This is a genomic window from Sphingomonas sp. Leaf198, assembly GCF_001424005.1.
Taxonomy (GTDB): Bacteria; Pseudomonadota; Alphaproteobacteria; order Sphingomonadales; family Sphingomonadaceae; genus Sphingomonas.
In genome coordinates, this window is sequence record NZ_LMPX01000005.1 from 92,331 (window position 1) to 113,808 (window position 21,478).

20 protein-coding genes are annotated in these 21,478 nt (G+C 61.5%); 8 read left to right on the forward strand and 12 right to left on the reverse strand.

Features of this window, described 5'->3' with window-relative positions; all coding sequences use genetic code 11:
- Positions 1 to 128: 128 nt before the first annotated feature.
- The 3 genes from ASG20_RS19160 to ASG20_RS18320 are packed head-to-tail and all read right to left on the reverse strand — an operon-like array spanning position 129 to position 3,621.
- Positions 129 to 1,046, reverse strand: coding sequence for a glycosyltransferase family 2 protein (locus ASG20_RS19160; protein WP_082471083.1), 918 nt, complete (start codon positions 1,044 to 1,046; stop codon positions 129 to 131).
- Positions 1,043 to 2,536 carry an oligosaccharide flippase family protein gene (locus ASG20_RS19165; protein WP_082471084.1) on the reverse strand — a complete coding sequence of 498 codons (1,494 nt, stop codon included), beginning with the start codon at positions 2,534 to 2,536 and terminating at the stop codon, positions 1,043 to 1,045. The genes ASG20_RS19160 and ASG20_RS19165 overlap by 4 nt, the downstream gene beginning before the upstream one ends.
- 2 nt (positions 2,537 to 2,538) lie before the next feature.
- Entirely contained in the window at positions 2,539 to 3,621 is a 1,083-nt protein-coding gene (locus tag ASG20_RS18320) for a glycosyltransferase family 4 protein (RefSeq protein ID WP_082471085.1), read from the reverse strand.
- Between the two features lie 398 nt (positions 3,622 to 4,019).
- On the opposite strand from ASG20_RS18320, the gene asnB reads away from it, so the two are divergent.
- The 5 genes from asnB (at position 4,020) to ASG20_RS18345 (ending at position 9,071) form a co-directional block, all read left to right on the forward strand.
- A complete protein-coding gene (gene asnB, locus ASG20_RS18325; RefSeq protein WP_056056241.1) occupies positions 4,020 to 5,984 on the forward strand; it encodes an asparagine synthase (glutamine-hydrolyzing) in 1,965 nt (654 codons plus the stop codon).
- Positions 5,985 to 6,084: 100 nt separating this feature from the next.
- The gene (locus tag ASG20_RS18330; RefSeq protein ID WP_056056243.1) at positions 6,085 to 7,080 is read left to right on the forward strand and encodes an NAD-dependent epimerase/dehydratase family protein; all 996 of its coding nucleotides are present in this window, start codon (positions 6,085 to 6,087) and stop codon (positions 7,078 to 7,080) included.
- A 205-nt stretch (positions 7,081 to 7,285) separates the two neighbouring features.
- Positions 7,286 to 7,525 (forward strand): hypothetical protein, encoded by a 240-nt coding sequence (locus ASG20_RS18335; protein WP_133032097.1) that lies wholly within the window; start codon positions 7,286 to 7,288, stop codon positions 7,523 to 7,525.
- A 125-nt stretch (positions 7,526 to 7,650) separates the two neighbouring features.
- On the forward strand, positions 7,651 to 8,664 hold the full coding sequence (locus ASG20_RS18340; RefSeq protein WP_168371648.1) for a M48 family metalloprotease: 1,014 nt from the start codon (positions 7,651 to 7,653) through the stop codon (positions 8,662 to 8,664).
- Complete coding sequence (locus tag ASG20_RS18345) at positions 8,661 to 9,071, forward strand: J domain-containing protein (RefSeq protein ID WP_056056249.1); 411 nt, start codon at positions 8,661 to 8,663, stop codon at positions 9,069 to 9,071. The genes ASG20_RS18340 and ASG20_RS18345 overlap by 4 nt, the downstream gene beginning before the upstream one ends.
- A 34-nt stretch (positions 9,072 to 9,105) precedes the next feature.
- Here the strand turns inward: ASG20_RS18345 and ASG20_RS18350 are convergent, their stop codons facing one another.
- The 7 genes from ASG20_RS18350 to traA form a co-directional block, all read right to left on the reverse strand.
- Complete coding sequence (locus tag ASG20_RS18350; protein WP_231420924.1) at positions 9,106 to 10,365, reverse strand: sugar transferase; 1,260 nt, start codon at positions 10,363 to 10,365, stop codon at positions 9,106 to 9,108.
- Between the two features lie 202 nt (positions 10,366 to 10,567).
- Positions 10,568 to 11,455 carry a glucose-1-phosphate thymidylyltransferase RfbA gene (gene rfbA, locus ASG20_RS18355; RefSeq protein ID WP_056056253.1) on the reverse strand — a complete coding sequence of 296 codons (888 nt, stop codon included), beginning with the start codon at positions 11,453 to 11,455 and terminating at the stop codon, positions 10,568 to 10,570.
- The gene (gene rfbD / locus ASG20_RS18360) at positions 11,452 to 12,381 is read right to left on the reverse strand and encodes a dTDP-4-dehydrorhamnose reductase (protein ID WP_056056255.1); all 930 of its coding nucleotides are present in this window, start codon (positions 12,379 to 12,381) and stop codon (positions 11,452 to 11,454) included. Before rfbD ends, rfbA begins: the two co-directional genes overlap by 4 nt.
- A complete protein-coding gene (gene rfbB / locus ASG20_RS18365) occupies positions 12,378 to 13,433 on the reverse strand; it encodes a dTDP-glucose 4,6-dehydratase (protein ID WP_056056257.1) in 1,056 nt (351 codons plus the stop codon). The genes rfbD and rfbB overlap by 4 nt, the downstream gene beginning before the upstream one ends.
- Before the next feature lie 11 nt (positions 13,434 to 13,444).
- Positions 13,445 to 14,047 (reverse strand): dTDP-4-dehydrorhamnose 3,5-epimerase, encoded by a 603-nt coding sequence (gene rfbC / locus ASG20_RS18370; RefSeq protein ID WP_330218695.1) that lies wholly within the window; start codon positions 14,045 to 14,047, stop codon positions 13,445 to 13,447.
- 355 nt (positions 14,048 to 14,402) lie between these two features.
- Complete coding sequence (locus ASG20_RS18375) at positions 14,403 to 15,086, reverse strand: DUF6118 family protein (protein WP_056056261.1); 684 nt, start codon at positions 15,084 to 15,086, stop codon at positions 14,403 to 14,405.
- A gap of 11 nt (positions 15,087 to 15,097) precedes the next feature.
- Complete coding sequence (traA, locus tag ASG20_RS18380) at positions 15,098 to 17,983, reverse strand: Ti-type conjugative transfer relaxase TraA (RefSeq protein ID WP_056056262.1); 2,886 nt, start codon at positions 17,981 to 17,983, stop codon at positions 15,098 to 15,100.
- 151 nt (positions 17,984 to 18,134) lie between these two features.
- On the opposite strand from traA, the gene ASG20_RS19170 reads away from it, so the two are divergent.
- From ASG20_RS19170 to ASG20_RS18390, 3 genes are read left to right on the forward strand one after another with little or no spacing between them, the layout of a single operon-like run.
- Positions 18,135 to 18,443 (forward strand): conjugal transfer protein TraD, encoded by a 309-nt coding sequence (locus tag ASG20_RS19170; RefSeq protein WP_082471087.1) that lies wholly within the window; start codon positions 18,135 to 18,137, stop codon positions 18,441 to 18,443.
- 58 nt (positions 18,444 to 18,501) lie between these two features.
- Complete coding sequence (locus ASG20_RS18385; protein WP_056056264.1) at positions 18,502 to 18,708, forward strand: conjugal transfer protein TraD; 207 nt, start codon at positions 18,502 to 18,504, stop codon at positions 18,706 to 18,708.
- Position 18,709: 1 nt separating this feature from the next.
- Positions 18,710 to 20,224, forward strand: a complete 1,515-nt coding sequence (locus ASG20_RS18390; RefSeq protein ID WP_133032098.1) for a right-handed parallel beta-helix repeat-containing protein — start codon at positions 18,710 to 18,712, stop codon at positions 20,222 to 20,224.
- A gap of 415 nt (positions 20,225 to 20,639) precedes the next feature.
- Here the strand turns inward: ASG20_RS18390 and ASG20_RS18395 are convergent, their stop codons facing one another.
- Together ASG20_RS18395 and ASG20_RS18400 are read right to left on the reverse strand one after the other, a co-directional pair.
- Positions 20,640 to 20,930, reverse strand: a complete 291-nt coding sequence (locus tag ASG20_RS18395) for a type II toxin-antitoxin system RelE/ParE family toxin (protein WP_056056269.1) — start codon at positions 20,928 to 20,930, stop codon at positions 20,640 to 20,642.
- Entirely contained in the window at positions 20,927 to 21,193 is a 267-nt protein-coding gene (locus ASG20_RS18400) for a hypothetical protein (protein ID WP_056056272.1), read from the reverse strand. The genes ASG20_RS18395 and ASG20_RS18400 overlap by 4 nt, the downstream gene beginning before the upstream one ends.
- Positions 21,194 to 21,478: the final 285 nt, after the last annotated feature.

Here is a 21,478-nt window from a genome sequence, read left to right on the forward strand (position 1 = left end):
GGAACCCCAGCGAAACTGCAAGATGTCGAAATGAAACCCCCTGCCCCCAAGAGCCTTGAAGATCGGAACGAAGAGACCTTCGACATAGCTGACCTGCGGGCCATCCCATGTGACGAAAAGAACTCTCTTCACCTATGGCGACCATGACGGAGTAAAAAAAAAGGACGAACCAGGTATATCGCAACCCTATATGGCACATCCATAATAATCCAAGGTATATCAAGTGCAACTACACTTTTAGCGATATCCAAAATTACCAGCTTATCTCTCGCAGATGGAATTCCCCTTTTGACTATAGCTAGTAGGTTTAAAATAATGTTGTTTCTCGCGATGCGTAACTTGTCAACGGCAACACCGTGTTGGACAGCAAGCTGCAGAGTTCGCATATTTGTAAGAGCTTGCCCTAATATTTGCTGAGCAGTATATTCGCGAGTCCTGTCACGATATAGGTAAACTCCGTGATTTCCACCTACCTGTGCAGCAGATAGAAAAATATACCGCGTAATTACCTCGTCATCCGAGTGACCATGAAAATCAAATTCATTTGTGGCCGTATCGTAAACTTCTCTTTTAAATACACCCATAGGATGAATTGCCCATCCACCGATCGTTCGACCAAAAGCCTCATTTCCACTAATAACCTCTGTTAATGGTGGTATATAAAAATGAGTCTTTCCACTCGGATCAAGTCTTAGCATAGTATATATTGAAATATCAAGCTGACGATTAACTAAGTCCGAAGCCGCATCTCTTACTGCTTTGGGACCAAGAATATCGTCAGAGTCGAGAAATGTGATCAACGGATAGGAAGATAATGCTATGGCTTGGTGCCGAGCCCTTGCCGCCCCCACATTAGCAGAATTACGAATTATTTTAACTTTAGGTATATTAGCTAATGTTACCAATGACACTGAATTATCCGTTGAAGCATTGTCAATGACAATGACCTCACCAATCATGTCATCGGTAGTATCGATGGAGTTAAGACACTCAATAATATAGGATGCGTCGTTCCACATTGGAACAATGACCGATACTAGCGTCATAAGCGTACCGACCCTTTGAATTTTCCGATGATCCGCCTCAGGCGTTCGCCTATGGCTGCATCAGCGGCGCCTATCGCTTTCAGTCCACGGACTCCGAAAACTGTTGCGACCAGCATACCGACCATAAGCCCTGCAATGTGCGATTCAATCGAAACCAGACATATGCCAACTGCGCTAGCGCACACGACCAGAGTTACTGCCCAGTTTTCCCATGATAATCTTACACCCCGCCGCATACTTAATATTACCGACACTGCAACCGACGATATCAGGCCAGCAGCATATCCAACGGCAATACTGTCGAGGCCCAGCGTCGCAAAAAATATCCATGGCACTCCAACCAAAAATACGTCAAAAGCTAATTCCGCTGCAATAAATCCTAACGCACTACGTGTAACTATAAGAATATATCCAAGCGCCCAACTTAGTATTTTTAGACTATCCGCAGCTACTTGCCACTGAAACAATGGTACGGCATTAGAAAAATCTTTACTGTATAGTAATGGCATAACCCATGGCGCCGCAGCTACTGCTGATATTAATATCGGCGCCGACAATATCAATGCTAGTCTATATTGTTCATTCAATATATCAGTAAGGCCGGAAGAATTATCTGCTGAAGAACTAAGTTTAGGGAAATATTCTACGCTCATAGCGGCTAAAACTATGCTGAGATTCACATTGGTTAGGGTGTAGGCTGCCTGAAAGAAGCCCGCTGCCTGAAGATTACCGCGCTCGGTAATAATCCACCTTACCCAAAGCTGGCCAAAATTGCCTATCCAAGCCGCTACGGATACGCCGATACCGAGCATCAAGAGCGCACGCCACTCGCCCAGAACCGCTTTATCAAACCGGCGCCAAGGCATGCGGGGCACTCGACGGAAATAGGGAACCGTAACCAGCAAACTTGCCAGCGGCATTGCAAGCACCGCCATATACAGGCCCGGTGTTCCAGTCGCGGCAACCGCGATTACGCCAGCAATCGCACCGAGCACAGAACCATAAATGCGGATACGGGCAATATCGCCGATACGGCTGTAAACCTGAAGAAAGACAAGTTGCGCGGCGTTGATCACCGCGACTGCAACCGCCAGAGCAATCCACGGCACGGTTGGCGAAGCGCCGGCACCCTCTGTATAGAACCTCTCAAACCCCCACAGACCGACCCCGCCGACGACCGCTGCGACAAGCGCAAAATACCAGACCGCAGACTCTGCTAAAGACCTCGCTTCGGTGTCGGTATCATGCTCGCTAATCTGCCGCACACCGCTGACGCCAAGATTTAGGCCCGCTAAAGCCGAGCCCGTGGACCATAGTACGTTAAGTAGGCCAAACAGACCGACGCCGGCAGGGCCCGTTAAGAGCGCAATTACCTTCATCCGGCCAAGACCGACTAGCAGCGATATCACCGTAGCTCCGCCGATCAGACCGGTGGACCGCAGCGTCCGCTTCATCGATTCGTTGCGGTTTTCCACGGCGCTATTTTCCAAGGCTATTTCCCACGGCGCCGACCTTGCGCAGCATCACGGAAGGCATCGGCCATTGCCGATTGTTGCGACTGGAGTGAATAGTGCGCCTCGACCCGTGCTCTACCATTCGCACCCATGGTGGCACGCAATCCGGCATCGTTCATCAGCAAACCGATGCGATCACGCCAAGCCTCGGGCGACGTGCACAGAAAACCCGTCTTGCCGTCTTCGACGATCTGGGCATTCACCCCTACCGGCGACGCAAGCGTGGGGAGTCCGCACGCCATGTATTGAATCAGCTTGTACCCGCACTTGCCACGCGCCCATGGCTCATCCGGCAACGGCATGATGCCGATATCGATCTGCTGGACTTCAGCGATCTCGGTCGCTTCCTGCCACGGAATATTGTCCACGCCGGCATGGCAATCCGCCATCGGCCCTGCGCCGACCGCGCGAAACCGCCAGCCGGCGCGCTCGATAAGAGGCAGCAGTACGGGCAATATCGGTTCGACGTAGCGCCACGTCGATGGCGACCCGATCCACCCTACCGTCCCCCCCCTGGACGTTGGCGAACTGTCCTGCTTCGTGGGAATATAGGCTTCGATGTCGACCACGGTGGGAATGACCCTGACATCGGCGTGCGATCGCACATACTCCGCCAGATACGCATTGCCAGCGACGACCAGCGCCGCATGGTCGAGCAAGGTGGCGATCTTCCCACCTAGCGCCTTGCGGACAGCACCATTGGCATGAGCATCATATTGGTGGAAGATCGCATCATCCATATCGATCATGAATGGCGGGCCGCCCTTCATCGCCAGCAGCTCCACAAAAGCCGGCATGAAAGGCAGCGCCTCGAAATGTATCCAATTCAGATCATAGTCGTGGTTCTTCAACAGAACGCCAAGCCTGTTGATATAGGACTTCGCGACCAACAATCTGTTTTTTGGTTTGTTTTCCGCCAAGTCACTTAAATATTGCGCGTTGAACAAAGGCTTTACGTCAACCTTAATACCCTGATCAGCCAAGAAGGGCAGATATTGCAAAAGGCGTTGTCGCGTACTTGCGGCTTGCCTTTCATATTTGGTAAGGGCAAGAACACGCATATATTGTTAAAATTTCTCTTTGTCGGCTAGCCGCTTGCTGCGCATCCTCATGATGCCGGTTTGTTACACGGTAAAGCTTTTTTTGCCATCGTCCGACGTAGCGGCTCCAGTGCGCATGCCTGTTGCCCACCGGACTTTGGTTTATCGGTCAAACGCTATCCACTCGTTCGTAGAGCCTTCGACAGTTTTCAGATCGATCAGCTGCGTGACGTGTCACCTGTCGTACACGACCTCCCATAAACGACGCGCCAGCGGATCGACGCTCTTCAGCAAGACCTTCCGGTCCGGCAACCCGGTCTCACGAGGGCAGGCCAGCCGCTGGACTTTACCGCGGCGATACGCTTTGGACCTCCCTGCTGCGGTTCTTAGACTTGCTGTCATCGCTGGGAGAGTATCGCATGTGTGGGATAGCAGGATATTGGAGCGCATCGAGCGCTACCGTCGATGCCACCCCGATGGCGGACGCGCTGACGCACCGCGGTCCCGACGATGGCGGTGCTTGGGCCGATCCTGCGGTAGGGATCGCCTTGTCGCATCGCCGCCTGTCGATCGTCGATCTATCACCCGCCGGGCATCAGCCGATGGCGTCATCCTGCGGACGCTACATGATCGTCTTCAATGGCGAGATCTATAATCATCTCGACCTGCGCCGCGAGCTCGAGGCGACCGGAGCGATCGGGTGGCGCGGGCATTCCGATACCGAGACGCTGGTCCACAGCATCGCGCGCTGGGGCCTGGATGCGACGCTCGAACGCGCCGTCGGGATGTTCGCAATCGCGCTGTGGGACCGCCACGCGCACACGCTGAGCCTCGCGCGCGACCGGATGGGCGAGAAACCGCTTTTCTATGGGTGGAGCGGGATCGGACTGGTGTTCGGCTCCGAGTTGAAGGCGTTGCGCGCCGCCCCCGGCTTTGCCAACCCGGTCGATCCGAACGTGCTGTCGCTATACCTGCGCTTCAACTACGTGCCCGCCCCCTGGTCGATCCTTCGACATGTCTACAAGGTGGAACCCGGCGTGATCCTGACACTGGGTCGCGATGCGCTCAGTGTACCGCCCGCACTGCCGCCAACCGCAGACGGTGCATCGATGCTGCCCGGTGTTACATGTCGCCGGTACTGGTCGCTTGACGCAGTCGTCGCGGCGGGGGCCGATCCGGCGATGACCGAGAGCGAGGCGCTGTCCGGTCTCGAAGCCAAGCTGACGGAGGCGGTGAAGATCCAGACGGTCGCCGACGTACCGGTCGGTGCGTTCCTCTCGGGCGGCGTCGATTCCTCGGCGATCGTCGCGTTAATGCGCAACGTCACCAGCGCCGACGTGAAGACCTTCACGATCGGCTTTGCCGAAACCGGGTTCGACGAGGCACCGCATGCCCGCGCGGTCGCCACGCATCTCGGCACCGATCATCACGAGATGTACGTGGGTGCTGAAGACGTCCGCGCGGTGATCCCCGACCTAGCGCGGATCTACGACGAGCCGTTTGCCGATTCCTCGCAGATCCCGACCGTGCTGCTCAGCCGGCTGACGCGGCAGTCGGTCACCGTCGCGCTGTCGGGGGATGGCGGCGACGAGCTGTTCTGCGGGTATAATCGCTACCTCGTGTCGCGCCGTTATTGGGATGCGGCCGCGCGCGTGCCGGCGCCGTTGCGAGCGGGTATTGGCAAGGCGCTTACCCGGTTGTCACCGGGCACCTGGGACGCGCTGACCCGACTCCCGGGGGCGCCGCGCATCTCGATGCTGGGCGACAAGGTGCACAAGGTCGGCCGGATGCTGCAAACCGAGGTCGGGATCGCCGACATCTATCGCACCTCCAGCGAGGAATGGTCGGGCGGGCTGCCGCTGACATCCGACATACGCCTGGCCGCATCGATCGATACGCCGCCTGCGCTGCGAAACGAGGCAGCCGAACAGATGATGCACTGGGACATGCAGTCCTATCTGCCCAACGACATCCTGACCAAGGTCGACCGCGCGGCGATGGCGGCCAGCCTGGAGACCCGCGTTCCGCTGCTCGATCACCGCGTCGTCGAACAGGCGTGGCGCACGCCGCTCGGATTCAAGGTTCGTGACGGCCAAGGCAAATGGGCGCTGCGCCAGATCCTGTATCGCTATGTTCCCAAGGCACTGATCGAGCGGCCCAAGGCGGGGTTCGCGATCCCGATCGGGGCCTGGCTGCGCGGTCCGCTGCGCGACTGGGCGGACTCGCTCTTGTCGGTGCAGGCGCTGGCCGAGCAGCCGACGCTCGACATCGCCGCGATCCGCACGCGCTGGACCGAGCACCTCGCTGGCACGCACGACCGGACTGCATCCTTATGGGGCGTGCTGATGTTCCAGGCTTGGGCGCGCGAATGGCATGCACGCTGAACGAAGATAGTCTTTCGCAAGCGACCGCCCTCAAACCGCCGGGCGTTGCCGTTTACGGGACCGCGCCGTAGAGGCATTTTGAATTTTCAGGAGTGACCGCATGCGCGTTCTCGTTACCGGCGCAGCCGGATTCATCGGCTTCAACGTCAGCCGCCATCTGCTCGCACGCGGTGACACGGTGCTCGGCATCGACAGCCTCAATGGATACTACGACGTCACGCTGAAGCATGCGCGCCTCGCCGAGCTCGACAAGCTGGGAGACGGCTTCGCATTCAAGCAGGTCGACTTCTCCGATCATGTCGCGCTTGAGGCTGCGCTCGACGGCGAACCGTTCGACCGCATCGTCCATCTCGGCGCGCAGGCCGGCGTGCGCTATTCGATCGAGAACCCGCGCGCCTATTTGCAGGCCAATCTCGCAGGGCATCTCAACATGATCGAGATCGCCCGCCACCGGAAGGTCGAGCATATGGTCTATGCCTCGTCCTCGTCGGTCTATGGCGGCAACGACACGCTGCCGTTCCGCGTCGAGGACCGCGTCGACCAGCCGCTGTCGCTCTATGCCGCCACCAAGAAGGCGGACGAGCTGATGAGCGAGACCTACGCGCATCTCTACCGGATTCCGCTGACCGGCCTGCGCTTCTTCACCGTCTATGGCCCGTGGGGCCGTCCCGACATGGCGATGTGGCTGTTCACCAAGGCGATCTTCGAGGGTCGTCCGATCGACGTGTTCGGCGAGGGCAATATGCGCCGCGACTTCACCTATATCGACGACATCGTTGCCGGCATCGTCGCCTGCGTCGACAATCCGCCCGCCGACGATGGCAGCGTGAAGGCAGGCGGCAGCGTCAGCCCGCACCGGATCTACAATATCGGCAACAGCCAGTCGGAGGATCTCGGCGAGATGATCTCGCTGATCGAACAGGCCTGCGGTCGCCCCGCCGAACGCCGGCTGCTGCCGATGCAGCCCGGCGACGTGCGCGATACCTTCGCCGACATCAGCGCGATCCAGAACGACCTCGGCTTCGAACCGCGGACGACGATCGCCGAAGGCGTGCCGCGGTTCGTCGAATGGTATCGCAGCTATCACGGCCTCTGAGCCATGCGATGACGGAATCTGTCTAGAACACCCCGGAAGCACCTCGGACAAAGGAACTTGCCTTTGCTCGACGAGTTTCGATACCGTCTATAAGTCTATGACGAATAGCAAAACTTGCCACTATTTGATGTGGACAAGGATCGCGATTCGGGGCTATGGAAACTGCGATATTAGGTTTTCCGAATCCTAAAAGGGGATGAAGGCAATGAAATTGAAGGCACTCTACACGGCGATGACGGCGCTTTCGCTCGTCGCAGCGCCGACCATCGCGGCAGCGGCTCCCGTCGCTACCCCGCTCACGCAGCCGGCCAAGGAATCGGTCGATGGCGACAACGCACTTGCTAGCGGTGGTGGCTTCATCGTCGCCGCACTCGCAGTCGTTGCAGTCGGTCTCGGCATCTATGTTGCCGTCGACAAGAACGACGACACGCCCAACAGCCCGTAAGCCATTTGGTTTTCGGTAGAAGAACGGCTCGGATGGTCATCCATTCCGGGCCTTTTTCTTGTCCGGACGCTTTTGTCTGCCCTCTTAGATCGATCGATTGATCGCCCATGGCTTCGGTCAATCCCATGCTTGTAATGCTCGGTATCGTCGCCGTGATCGCGGCCGGACCGGTAACCGGCCTTGTCGCTGCGCAGGCCGTACAGCCCTTATCGAAGTCGATCTCGGCGCGGGGCCCCCACCCTTCCCCTGCCCCCGCCCCGGTAGCGACCGCAGTATCGACTTTGCCGGGCCGGGAGGCGGATGGCCGGGTGGAGCGCATCGCGTTTCGTCTCGCCACCGCCGGCCGCCCCCGTTGCCCGGCGCTCGAGCCCGCTCTCGGCCTCGTGCTCCAGCACCTGTCGCAATTCGAGCTGGCCGATCGCGCGGGCATGATCGCCGGACTGTCGCTCGATCGCGGCCCTGGCGTGATCGCGGTCGTTCCGGGCGGTCCCGCGGCGCTGGCAGGGATCCGTCCCGGCGACGTGCTGCTGGGGATCGATGGCCACGCGCCCCCCCCCGAGACGGCGCTTACCATGCCGTTCGATGCCGCCCGCGCGCATGCCCGCGCCGACGCCGTTCGCGACCTGCTGGCGCACACGAAGACCACGCCGTTTGCGATCTCGCTACTGCGCCACGGGGTAGCCATGACCGTCACGGTGACGCCGCGTCTCGCGTGCCCGTCCTACATCCACCTCGCGCGCTCGGACCAGCGCAATGCCTATGCCGACGGCCTCCATGTCTTCACCACCACCGGTCTGCTGTCGACGGTCCGGAACGACGACGAACTCGCGTTCATCCTTGCGCACGAGATGGCACACAACATCCTGCATCACGCCGTCGTCATGCGGGGCAGCGAGGTCGGACACGGCATCGGCCGCAATCTGGGACGCAGCGGCCGGATCGTGCGCGCAACCGAACGCGAGGCCGATGCGCTTGGCGGAACACTGATGCTCGACGCGGGGTTCGACCCGGTCCGGGGGGCCGCCATCCTCGGGCGTCTCGGGGGAGGCGATCTCGGTATCGAGCTGTTCGCCGCGCATGACTCTGCCGGCAAACGCATCGCCGCGATGCGCGCGCTGGCCGCGGCGCGCCAACGGTGAGCCAGCGTGATTTCTACCAGGTCCTCGGCGTCGCCCGCGATGCGTCGGCCCTCGACATCCGTGCCGCGTTCGTCCGGCTGGCGAAGCATCATCATCCCGATCACGGGCAATCAGCGCACCTGCCAGGACGCCTCCACGAGGTCCAGCAAGCCTATCGCTGTCTGTCGGAGCCGAGCACAAAGGCCCGGCACGACGTTGCCCTGGCGGAAAGCGAGCGGCTCCATATCGCGCACCAGCGCCGTATTCGGAGCCGGCTAGCTCGCTATGACGGGCGCCATATCAGACGCGATTCCGGGCCCGACCCCACCCCCAGACTCGGGGCCCATCGCAGGATACGCTGGTGGGCAGTCGGGGTGCTCGTCGTGAGCGCGGCGATCGCAGCGAACGTAGCAGGCCTCGTCCGCTGACTATTGGCGTCCGCGACTGTTTGGCGTCCGCGGACTATTTGGCGCCGAAGCCGGTAAACATGATACCGATGGTGCGGAGCGCGATCAGCAGGTCGAGCCACGACGAGAAGAACTTGATGTAGTAGAAATCATAGTGGAGCTTGACGTGGACGTCGTCGAGCCCGGCGACATGGCCCTGGTTGACCTGCGCCCATCCCGTGATCCCCGGTCGCACGATATGGCGATAGGCGTAGAACGGGAGCTCGCTCTCGTACCAGGTCGACAGCGGCACCGCTTCCGGCCGCGGACCGATCCAGCTCATCTCGCCGCGCAGGATGTTGATGATCTGTGGCAGTTCGTCGATCCGCGACCGGCGCAGGAAGCGACCGATACCGGTGATCCGGTCGTCGGCATCGCGGGTGATCGCCGAGTGCCGCGCGGCGACATCGCCGGTCGTCGTCGCCTGCTCGACCATCGTGCGGAACTTGATCATGTTGAAGGGGATGCCGCGATACCCCATGCGCTGCTGACGGAACAGGACGGGTCCGGGCGAGCTCGCCCGCACCAGCAGCGCAACGACGACGAGAGGCAGCAGCAGGACCGGCAGCAGCACGATGCTCGCGACGATATCGATCGTCCGCTTGATCCCGCGATAGCCGAGCGCCGGCAGCAACGAGCCGAAGCTGTTCTCGGACAGATGCTCAATCTGGACACGCCCGGTCACCGATTCGCGCAACTGCTTGGTATGGTAGACGGGAATGCCCGAGATCGCCGCCTGCGCCAGCATCCGCTCCCATTCGGGCGAATGGTTCGACCGCAGGTCGACGACGATCGAGGCATGCGGATCGTCGGGCACGACCGGTTCGATGAGCTTGATCCAATCGATCTCGGGCGTGTCGTCGACGATGCCCGTCTTGCCCACGGGGACGTAGTACATGCGCCTGGGTGCTGCGCTCTGATTAAAATAGCCGAGCAGGAACGTCACGCCCACCGATGCGAGATACCCGGTCAGCAGCATCGAGCCGCTATAGCTCAGACGCGAAGTCAACAGGATCGCCGCAGCCATCCCGAATGTCGTTGAGAAGGCGGGCAAGATGAAGCCGAACGCGCGCGCGCCCGGATAGATCGTGACCCGCCGGAAGACGAGCAACGCCGTAACCGCCGCGATCAGCGACGTCAGCTGAGTGTTGCCCGTGCTCGAAAGGTCTAGGGAGAGCGTGCCCGATGCTACCAGCGGCGCGGCCAGCGGAACGAAATACGCCGTCAACGCCACCACCAAGAGCGGCTTGAGCAATCGAACGTCGGTATGGCTCACCCGCGTGGACCGTCCATTATCGCCGGTTATAAGCAAGAACCACCCCATACCGTATTAACAGCTTGTACGTTTTGCCGAGCCACGACCAAATTGACTTGCACAGCGCGGTATGCCCTCCACCTCTTTCCAGCAAGCATTACAATCCTGCTTGCTGCTGGAATGCGATCTTCACGTCGACAGCCTCTGCCGACAGGAGTCTTACTTATCCGACCAATCCACGATCTCGGTCAGAAACGGCGTTCAGGATTGCTCGGCCATATGCCGTCTTCTTAAACCGCTCGCCTGCTGCACGCGCCTGATCGGCGGTGATGAAGCCCTGCTGGAACGCGATCTCCTCGAGACACGCGACCTGGATTCCCTGGCGATTCTGGATGGTCCGGACGAACTCGCTGGCCTCGAGCAGGCTGTCGTGCGTACCGGTATCGAGCCAGGCATAGCCGCGGCCCATCGGTTCGACGAACAGGTCGCCGGCGTCCATGTAGAGGCGGTTCAGGTCGGTGATCTCGAGTTCGCCGCGGGTCGACGGCTTGAGGTCGCGGGCGAATTGCACCACCCGATTGTCGTAGAAATACAGGCCGGTGACCGCATGGTGCGACTTGGGCCTTGCCGGCTTCTCCTCGAGGCTGACGGCCTTGCCGCCTTCCCCGAACTCGACGACGCCGTAGCGCTCGGGATCCTCGACGCGGTACGAGAACACCGTCGCGCCGCCCTTGCGCGCAACCGCGCTCGCCAGCAGCTCGGTCAGATGCGCGCCGAAGAAGATGTTGTCCCCAAGCACGAGCGCGACGTCGTCGTCGCCGATGAAGTCTGCGCCGATCGTGAAGGCCTGGGCGAGACCCTCGGGGCGGGGCTGTTCGGCATAGGAGATCGCCAGCCCGATCGCCGACCCGTCCTCGAACAGGCGACGGTAATTGTCGAGATATTCGGGGCTCGAGATGATCAGGATGTCACGGATGCCGGCGAGCATCAGCACCGACAGCGGATAATAGATCATCGGCTTGTCGTAGACCGGCAGCAGCTGCTTGTTCACGGCCAGCGTCGCCGGATGCAGCCGCGTACCCGTGCCGCCTGCGAGAATGATGCCCTTCATCGGGAAATGTCCTTCTTGGGAGTCCCGAGCAGTTCGTCGAGGATGTTCCCGAGCGCGGTCTGCCAGGCTGGGGGACGGATACCATAGTCACGCGTGATCGCGTCATGGCTGAGCAGCGAGTTGGCGGGTCGTATGGCCGGCGTCGGATATTCGGCGGTGGTTATGCCCTGCACTTCGGCGCGGGCACCGCCGCGCGCCGCACTCTGTGCGAAGATCTCGCGCGCGAAACCGGCCCAGGTCACCGCACCGGCGTTGCTGAAATGATAAGTGCCGGTAGGGGCGGAAGGATCGTCGACGAGGCGCATTGCGATCGTCGCGAGCGCGGCTGCGAGATCGGCCGCGGACGTGGGGCTGCCATGCTGGTCGTCGACCACGCGCAATGTCGGGTTGGTCGCGCCGACGCGGAGCATCGTCTTCACGAAATTGCTGCCGTGCGCGCTGACCACCCAGGCGGTCCGGACAATCGCATGGCGCGCGCCCGACGTCCGTACCGCCAGTTCGCCCCCAAGCTTCGACGCACCGTAGACGCCGAGCGGGGCGACCGGATCGGTCACCTCCCATGCGCCGTCGCGCGCGCCGTCGAAGACGTAGTCGGTCGAGACCTGGACGATCGGGATACCGGCCTTCGCGCAGCCTTCCGCAAACGCCGCGGGCGCCAGCGCGTTGACCGCCCAGGCGGTAACGATGTCGCTCTCGGCCTTGTCGACGGCGGTATAGGCGCCGGCGGAGATCACCGCCCCCCAAGGTTCGGACGCGACCATCGCGGCGATCGCAGTGGTATCGCGCAGGTCGAGTTCGTCGATATCGATCGCGGTGACCGCCCAGCCCTCCGGCCAGGAATAGCGCTTCAGTTCGGTACCGAGCTGGCCGTTCCCGCCGGTGACGAGGATCTGCTTAACGCCGCCAGCCCGAGGGGCGTCAGTCATACCGAGAGCCCACGGCGCTGGTCGGCGCTGTGCTCGGCAACGATCGCCTGCCACCAGTCCTGATTGTCGAGATACCAGGCGACGGTCTTCTCGATTCCCGTCTCGAACGTCTCGGTCGGCGTCCAGCCAAGCTCGTCCCTGATCCGGGTCGCGTCGATCGCATAGCGCTTGTCGTGGCCGGGCCGGTCGGCGACATAGGCGATCTGCGTCGCATAGGACTGGCCGTCGGCGCGCGGGCGCAGCCGGTCGAGGATCGTGCAGACGGTCTTCACGACCTCGAGGTTCTGCTTCTCGTTGTTGCCACCGACATTGTAGGTCCGGCCGGGTTCACCCTTTTCGAACACCGCGTGTAGCGCGCGGACGTGATCCTCGACGTACAGCCAGTCGCGGACCTGATCGCCCTTGCCGTAGACCGGCAGGTCAGCGCCAGCGAGCGCCTTGACGATCATTAAAGGCACCAGCTTTTCGGGGAAGTGATACGGCCCGTAGTTGTTCGAGCAGTTGGTGATCAGCACCGGCAGCCCGAAGGTGTGACCCCAGGCGCTGACGAGATGGTCCGAGCCCGCCTTCGACGCCGAATAGGGCGAGCGCGGATCGTACGGCGTCTCCTCGGTGAACAGCCCGGTATCGCCGAGCGAGCCATAGACCTCGTCGGTCGAGATGTGATGGAACCGAAAGCGCTGGCGTGCCGCCTCGTCGAGCGACAACCAATAGGCGCGCGCCTCGGCGAGCATCGTATAGGTGCCGACGACGTTGGTCTGGACGAACGCACCAGGGCCATCGATCGAGCGATCGACATGGCTCTCGGCCGCGAGATGCGTGATCACGTCGGGCTTGAACTCGGCAACCGCCGCGCGGACGGCATCAGCATCGCAGATGTCGCCCTGGACGAAGCGGTAGCGGTTCGACTGCGCGACCCGCTCGACCGTCGTCAGCGTCCCGGCATAGGTCAGCTTGTCGAAGTTGAGCACCTCGTACTGCGTGTTTTCCAGCAGATGGCGGACTAGCGCCGAGCCGATGAAACCCGCCCCGCCGGTGACGAAAATGCGCATCAATCTATCCTTCAAACGAGCGAGACGAGCGGACAGCCATCATAGGAAAATGGGCTATCGAAGTTTGCCAATAGCGGCTGGACCTGATCCTTCGCGCTCAGCTCGGGCGTCGTACCGATCGGGATCGGCCAGGCGATGCCACCCGAACCGATTGCGGGATCGTCCCAGCGTATGCCCCGATCGGCTTCGGGGGCATAGGTGTCCGAGCACTTGTAGATGACTTCGCAATCGGGCTCGAGCGTCAGGAAGCCGTGCGCGAAACCGATCGGTATAAAAAGCTGGTCGCCGGTCTGCGCCGACAATTCCGTTCCAACCCACTTGCCAAAGGTCGGCGACCCCTTGCGAATATCGACCGCGACGTCGAAGATTCGTCCTCGAATGCACCGCACCAGCTTGTCCTGCCCCCGCGGCGGTGTCTGGAAATGCAGGCCGCGCAGCGTGAAAGCGGCCACCGACAGCGAATGATTATCCTGCACGAAACGACACTCGATACCCGATCTTGTAAAAGTATCGACGTTGTAGGTTTCGGTGAACCACCCGCGGGAGTCACCATGTCGCTTGGAGCGGATCAGTTGAACGGAAGACATTGCCGGGCGGCATAGCCTTACGCTCATTCATGAGCAATTGACCGGTTCACGATCGAGTTTATCAAAATCGCAACCCATCATGCCGGCATGCCCAATACGATGCAAATCGGTGTAGGCCTGCAATTTTTCGCTAAGGACAGAGCTCCATCCCCCCCCGATGGGAAGAAACAAAAAGTACCCGCGGCATCCATGTGGTTTTGATCCGAACACACATCATCCAGGCATTCTACGCATGTTCGTAAAGTCTGGATCTGCGACGCAGCCAGTCGTCTCGCCCGGCCTACGTAGGTGGCTCGGTCCGCCTCTCATCGCACAGCACCTAATCCAGCATCACTACGCCACGGGCGCAACACGATCCTGTCCGAACACGTCAATCCATACCTCAGCCCTCGGCCTTCACCTCGATGCTACAGTGCACGGTCTTCCTGACCTTTCCAGCACGCTTGCGACAGGCTTCCAGCGTTTCGCGATTAGTGGCTGCCAGCCGGTTACCCGCCAAGATTCCGGCGAACGCCTGCGGCGACGCCGCCCGCATCAGGCGCTGTCCGCCTTCCCACATCGGCATGCGTAACGTGCGCGCGGCCATCTGCTCCGGCCACAGCCAGTCGGGCGGCATGGCCCGCGCGAGTGGGCCCGCCAGCGTCGCCCACACGACCATCCCCAGAACCAGGCCAAGCACGAGCCCGATCATCCCGACATGACGCATCCGCCTTCCCTGCTCTTTCGCCATGACATGCGAGTCCAGCTGACGGCCGAGCTTCGTTGCTACCTCCTCGATCACCTGCCGGGCAACGGCGATGGCACGGCGATCCTCGCTCCGCCCCGCAGTACCAACCTCTATGATCTGCCGGCCGATTTCATGCGGAGTAAGCGCCAGAGCCGGACTGTTTACCATCGCATCAATGCGCTGCGCCGTCGCGGAGAGGTTCCGGGATATAATCCCCAACGTCTCGGTATAGTCCGGTGTGTTCGACGGGTCGGCGCGCTCGACCGCGCGCCGCATCAACGACACCTCGGCACGAAGGTCTTCGAAGGCCCTGGCCGCCTCGTCTTCGCCGTCCGCCATCCGCTTGTCTCCTATCGGCTAAGGTCACGATCCTGCTGCTGGTCGCGCTCGAACTGCCTCTGACGCTCGAGCATCTGCTCAATCGACGGCGCCCTTTCGATACGGATCCCCAGCTCGGGTGCGCGGCGGGCCAACTCCTCCTTCAGCATGGGGTCGTGCCGGAGGTCGTCGACCAAGATGGCCATGCGCCTCACGACGGGCCCTGTACGAGCGTCACCACGTTCGGCCTCCAGCACCCGCCAATGCTCCATGAACCGATCGGCACGCAGCGCCGGGTCGGCCCGGACGCGGGCTTCGTCGGCCAGGGCACGGGACGCGGCCCGCATGTCGCCTGCCGCGACATCCCGGGCCAGCTGCGGATTGCGCGCGAACGCCGACGCCAGATCGCTGCTGCCGAGATAGCGAGACCTGTCCAGCGCTTTGCCAGCACGCGCCAGCGCGGTTTCCTGGTGCGGCAACACCGGCAGGTATTTCTCACGCATGCGCGCGATATCAGCCGCGGCACGCGCATAGCGCTGGATCGCCTTCACCTCGCCCGGCCGGCTCGTGCTTTCGGTCACATGGTCAAGCACCTCTCGTGGCTTTGGCCTGAACCCGGCGAACATCGAGCGCGCCTTGGCCTCCACCTTCTCGATCACCGCGCGCGCGCGCTTGGGCAGCCGGATGTCGCGCCTGTCGGCAAAAGCACGAGCGGCCTCCTCGGGCTCGGCCGCATAGTCCGCCGCCATGTCCTTCGACCGGTCGCGTGACAGCACCGCGGCAAGCTTCGCGTCGCTCGCGAAATCGTCGCGACCATAATGCAGCTGCACCCCGTCACGGTGCCGCGACAGAGCGACATAGGCCGCGTGCCGGTCCATGCCGGGTGTAGCGAGCACGTCGACGCGGTCGACTGTCACCCCCTGCGACTTATGGATGGTAGCGGCATAGCCATGATCGACATGGGCATAGTCCTTGAGGTCGAACCCGACCTGACGGCCGTCATCGAGACGCACATCCATATGCTCGGCCGATACCGTGTCGACCATACCCAGCGTGCCGTTCTTCACCCCCAGCCCGCGCTCATTGCGCAGGAACATGATCCGGTCGCCGGTCGCGAACTGCCGCTCACCACGCTCCGCCTGCACAGCGACATCGTCGCCAAGGTCGCCAGTTGCCCGCAGCCGTTCACGCGCTTCGCCATTGAGCGCGAGCACCTCGGCGTTGGTATGGGTGAGGATCATGCGAGTTGATCCCGGCTCTGCCCGCCGCAACCGGTCCCAGCCCTCAACCAGATTTGCTCGCGCGGCCTCGCGCGTGTCCGCCGCGTGCACCATGCCGTGCTCGCGGTACGCGCCGATCGCCTCGGGTGTCATACCGGTTGCAAGCCACCGGGTCGCATCGCGCTGCCACGCCGCCCGCTGCCGGCGAATCTCGGTGATCTCGGCCGCACCGTGCCGCTCGCTGATCGACCGGAATGCCGCGCCCGCCTCGATCGCCTGCAACTGCTCGGGGTCGCCCACCAGCACCACCTTGGCGCCGGCCTGGTCCGCAGCCGACATCAGCCGCTCCATCTGCCGCGTCCCGATCATACCCGCCTCGTCGACTACCAGCACGTCGCGGGGTCCAAGCTGTTCACGGTCCCTGCCCCATGCATATTCGAGACTTGCGATGGTGCGCGACGTGATGCCGGAACCGCTCTCCAGATTCTCGGCGGCGATTCCGGACAGTGCGGCGCCGCGTACCATGTAGCCGGCATCCTCCCACGCCTCACGCGCAACCCCCAGCATCGCCGACTTGCCACTGCCGGCATAGCCGACGACGGACGCCAGGCCCTCGCGTTCGGTAATCCGCCGGAGCGCGTCCCGCTGCTCGTCCGACAGGGTAAGCCCCCTACCCTGCGCCGCGTCCAGCGCGCGCTGGACGTGAGTGGCGGCAACGAAGTGATCCCTGCTCTCGACAAGCCTGTCGGATGCCCGCTCCAACCGCGTTTCGGTCGCGATCATTTCCCGGCTCGTGAACCGCTCGTTACCGCGCCCGTCCTTGCCCAGCGCGACGAGGTCTGGCGACGCCTTTGCAGCCGCCATCACCCGGTCATACTGATCCTTCCCGTCCGAATGCCGGAACGCGAACAGGGCGAGGTCACGGCTGGTGAACGTCGCCTGCGTCCGCGTAATCGCATCGAGCGCGATATTGGGGTCGGCGATGATGCGCTCGCCATTCTCACGCGCGATGCGGTCGTGATCCTCGAACCGCTCGGCTTCGAGCCCCTGCCCCGGTCGCCGCGAGGCAGCCGGCCCGATCTTGTGTTGCGGCTCGAGCTTTATGCCCTGTTCGGCATAGGAGCGATGGTCGATCCGAGCGTCGATCCCAAGCTCCGCCAGCCGCTCGTTGACGTGCGCGCTCCACGCCTCCCGCCAGTGCTGCAATAGTTCGTTCCGGTTCCAGTCGCGCGCCTTCTGGCCAAAACCGTCAGCCCCCACTTCGCGCATCGTTAGCATGACATGTGCGTGCGGCTTCGGACTGCCGTCCTCGGCCTTGTCCCAATGCACATTCAGATCCGCGACCATGCCGCGCTTCACGAACTGCTCCGCGACAAAATCGCACGCCAGCGAAACGCCCTGCTCGCGGGCCATCTCACGCGGGATCGAGAACTCGATTTCCCGGGCGAGCTGCGCGTCCTTGCGTTTCTCCGCCGCCTCCACTTCGTTCCACAGCGTCGTGCGATCCTGCAACCGCTCTGGCGCGCCTTCCGGCAGCATCACTTTGGAGTGAACAACGCCGGTCTTGTTCGTAAAGTTGTGATGCCGTTGCAGACGGTTATCGAAAAGTTCGGAAGCAGAGCGATAGGCAGCCGCAGCAACGGCGCTCGATCCCTTCGCGCGGCTGATGACCTTGGCGGAGAAATGGTAGATCGCCATGACGCCGCGTCTTTTACGCTTCTAAGCGCACGTCGGCAACGACGTATAAGCGCGCACTCGCGACCACTTCGTTTAGTCGCTCATGACTTAATACCGTAACGTAGGAAGGGCATAGTCGGCTTTCGTGATGAGCCATGCAGGAACACACACGATGCGTAAAGTCCGAGACTATGACGCCGAGCTCAAAGCGCTGAACGATCGCGCACGAGACCTCAAAGCAAAGAAGATTCAACAGCTTGGTGAGCTGGTCGTCGCAACGGGTGCTCAAGGACTCGAGGCTGAGACCCTTGCAGGCGTGCTGCTTGCTGCGGTTGCGACAGATGATGCTGATCGAAAGGAGGCGTGGCGCGCAACCGGCGCTGCCTTCTTTCAGCGACGCGGGCGCAAGGTCGTTTCAGACGTCGCGCAAAAGGGTCACACAAAGCCTGATAGCCATAGCAACGGCGGAGCGGCGCAATAGGGCCTTGGTCCTACGTTTGGAAGCAGCGCGGCGTCGAACTGATACGCGGGACTGGGTCGTGCAACGCCGAGAACGCACCCGCCACCTGATCGAACTGGGCGGCCTCGTCCAGAAGGCTGGCTTGGTCGATCTCACCGACGACGATCGCGCGACCATTTACGGCGCGTTACTAGAGACCGTCGGCAAGGCACGGAGTAAGGCAAATGGCGATACGCTTGCGCTATGGCGACGACGTGGTCGACGTGCTTTCAACATAGAAGAATAATATGGGTGACAGCGCAATTGGCCCGACAACCGGCGCCCCTCATCTTATGAACGCGCGACCGAATTTGGCGAATGTCGCAGCTTTATTTTTTGTCAGTAAAGTGGGAAACGGATACATGATGATCCATCGACGCGTCCTCCTTCGCGGAGCCCTGCTGGCACCGTGCGCGTCCCGCGCGTTCGCAGCGCAAAATCGCGTGTTCACGCCGGAAGAGTTCGGTGCGAAAGGCGATGGCGTAACGAACGACAGCGCTGCGATGGCACGCCTATCGACGGCAGTACGACTGTACGGCGGTGGGACTGTGGAATTTCGTCGCACGACATACGTCGTGGGTGCTCAAGGCCTCCAGGTGCAGGGCGCATTCGCCTTCCCCCCTCGCGAGCTGCTGACGTTCGTAGGATGCTCTCTACCCCTTCATCTGAAAGGCAACGGCGCGCGCCTGCTTTGCGAACCGGGCTTGCGGTTTGGGGTATTCCGCGACGGCGAACCGTTCAAACATGCGATGCCGTACCTCGGCCCAGGAGTAGCCTCGCCCTACAACTCGATGATCCTAGTCGAGGGATGCACTGCCGCCGTTCGGATCTCGGATCTCGACCTTGAAGGCCCCGGCGACAGGATAATGGTAGGAGGGCAGTACGGCGACACCGGCTGGCAAATCCTCTCGACCGGACTGATCCTCCGAAACAACGCAGGGTCGGAGATCGTAGAGCGGGTTCACACCCATAGTCATTGCCAAGACGGCATGATGATCGACGGTGTGGATGCCGATACACCCGGTGTCGAACGCAGCCTCGTGAGGGTCACGGCCGATTCCAACGGGCGCCAAGGATGCAGCATCGTTGGCGGGCGAGGCTACCGCTTTACTGGCTGCTCATTCACCCGTTCCGCGCGGGGCAGTATCAAATCCGCACCGGGCGCTGGCGTCGATATCGAAGCCGAGGGAAAGAAACACGTCCGCGACCTCGCATTCTCCAAATGCCTCTTCTCCGATAATGGGGGGTGCGGCATGGTCGCGGACTCAGGGGATACCGAACGCGTTCGCTTCGAGAATTGTACGTTCATCGGCACGGTCAACTGGTCGGCTTGGCCGAGCAAGCCGTTTTTCAAATTTGAAGATTGCACCTTTGTCGGTGCGATGACGAGGGCGTTCGGCGATAGCACAGTTGCGCGTGCAACCACGTTCGCCCGATGCACTTTCGACGACGATCCTGCGCGCTCGCCCACCCGTGAAGTCTTTGGCGGAGGCGACGCAACCGCACCAATGGTCAATCTCGGGAACAACCAGAACGTGTCGTTCGACAAATGCCGTTTCTCGGCGCTTCATGGCTCGGTTCTGCCGTGGTCGACGGGAGCGATCTATCGCGACTGCATCATGGCGCAAGGCAACCGCGCATTTGGCTATCCCCGTGGCCAATTCGTCGGAACAAACCGCATCACCGGTAAGGTCGACCTCTACAACTCGAAGATCTCCGGCGTCCTGACGGTGAACGGTCGCCTGATCCCGCCATCTCTGTGATAATAAGGGGCCGTATTGCCGCTCCCCCAACCTTTTTTCCGGCAACTTATACCGTCGTAGATCGCAATCCGGCAAGCCGATCCCGCGAAATCAGATTTGTTGGCGTGCTACGCCGGTATGGAGCAGCGTGAAGACGACCGATCACGCTGAAAGAGAGCGGGGCGCGACCGATGTCACGCCCCGCCCCTGTCACGTCCAGCGATAGACCGCTGGCTGTTAGGAAACTGCATCCTGAAACGTAGACATGTAGGCATGTCTACGCCTAGCGGTGTAGACACATCGATCGCCATCGAGTGTGTCGGGAACGCGGTGGACACGATTCACATAGGTTCCTTTCCCTCGACGCAAAAAATTCGTGAACCACGGCCGCCTTGCGAACAACCGTTCATGATCAAACCCAATGCCTGAATAGCTCTTATTGCGAGGCCCGCAGCGGGGGCCCTTGGCGGGATGCGTGGATCAGGACGAGGATCCAGACGATATCATCGGCGACCTCGTAAACCAGGCGGTAGCTTCGGTGGGGCGTCAGTTCACGTGTACCGGGGATTTCTCCCTCGTGTCCGAGCATCGGAAAAATGGCGAGCCCAGCGACCGCATCGCTGAACAGGCGGTCGATCCGTAACGCAGCGTCTGGGTCGCGCGCCTCGAGATAGTCCCAGATCGCCGCGCGGTCCTGCTCAGCTTCCGGCGTCCAGACGATCCTCACGCCCGGTCGGTGATCCGGGCGCGGCGCGCGGCGAAATCAACTTCGACCGCATCATTGTCACGCCCCTGCCCCGCATCGACCGACACGCGCGCCGCCTCGACTTTGCGGTGCAGAAAAGCGGTATGATCGTGCTTTTCGACGAACTCGCGCATGAGTTCACGGACCACCTGCGATGCCGGGCGGTGGCTCGCTTGTGCGGCAGCCATGAAGTCCGCGCGCAGATCGGGCTCGAGCTTCATCGTGAACACAGCGGGCTTAGGCATGACAATCTCGCATAGATACTGACAAGGTATATACGTCGTCGCGACACGGGTAACAATGATCGCCGCGATTTTCGATCGAGCCCGGACGCACGAAGGGCGGGAAATGGCCCTAGCCGCTCCCCGCCCCGTTACGCGTCCAGCTATATACCCGTTGCCGGGCGCAAGGCTCAGAAGTGCGTGATGATGCCGAGCATCGGACGGAAGCTCTGCGCCGTGCCGAAGGTGTTGACCTCGGCGCGGATGCGGAAGCCGGCGTTGCCGGTGATGCCCTTGAGGCCGATGCTC

Coding starts and splice junctions, on each gene's coding strand:
- ASG20_RS19160 (WP_082471083.1), bottom strand. CDS start 1,046: ATGACGCTAGTATCGGTCATTGTTCCAATGTGGAACGACGCATCCTAT.
- ASG20_RS18320 (WP_082471085.1), bottom strand. CDS start 3,621: ATGCGTGTTCTTGCCCTTACCAAATATGAAAGGCAAGCCGCAAGTACG.
- asnB (WP_056056241.1), top strand. CDS start 4,020: ATGTGTGGGATAGCAGGATATTGGAGCGCATCGAGCGCTACCGTCGAT.
- ASG20_RS18330 (WP_056056243.1), top strand. CDS start 6,085: ATGCGCGTTCTCGTTACCGGCGCAGCCGGATTCATCGGCTTCAACGTC.
- ASG20_RS18335 (WP_133032097.1), top strand. CDS start 7,286: ATGAAATTGAAGGCACTCTACACGGCGATGACGGCGCTTTCGCTCGTC.
- ASG20_RS18340 (WP_168371648.1), top strand. CDS start 7,651: ATGCTTGTAATGCTCGGTATCGTCGCCGTGATCGCGGCCGGACCGGTA.
- rfbA (WP_056056253.1), bottom strand. CDS start 11,455: ATGAAGGGCATCATTCTCGCAGGCGGCACGGGTACGCGGCTGCATCCG.
- rfbD (WP_056056255.1), bottom strand. CDS start 12,381: ATGACTGACGCCCCTCGGGCTGGCGGCGTTAAGCAGATCCTCGTCACC.
- rfbB (WP_056056257.1), bottom strand. CDS start 13,433: ATGCGCATTTTCGTCACCGGCGGGGCGGGTTTCATCGGCTCGGCGCTA.
- rfbC (WP_330218695.1), bottom strand. CDS start 14,047: ATGAGCGTAAGGCTATGCCGCCCGGCAATGTCTTCCGTTCAACTGATC.
- ASG20_RS18375 (WP_056056261.1), bottom strand. CDS start 15,086: ATGGCGGACGGCGAAGACGAGGCGGCCAGGGCCTTCGAAGACCTTCGT.
- traA (WP_056056262.1), bottom strand. CDS start 17,983: ATGGCGATCTACCATTTCTCCGCCAAGGTCATCAGCCGCGCGAAGGGA.
- ASG20_RS19170 (WP_082471087.1), top strand. CDS start 18,135: ATGCGTAAAGTCCGAGACTATGACGCCGAGCTCAAAGCGCTGAACGAT.
- ASG20_RS18390 (WP_133032098.1), top strand. CDS start 18,710: ATGGGTGACAGCGCAATTGGCCCGACAACCGGCGCCCCTCATCTTATG.
- ASG20_RS18400 (WP_056056272.1), bottom strand. CDS start 21,193: ATGCCTAAGCCCGCTGTGTTCACGATGAAGCTCGAGCCCGATCTGCGC.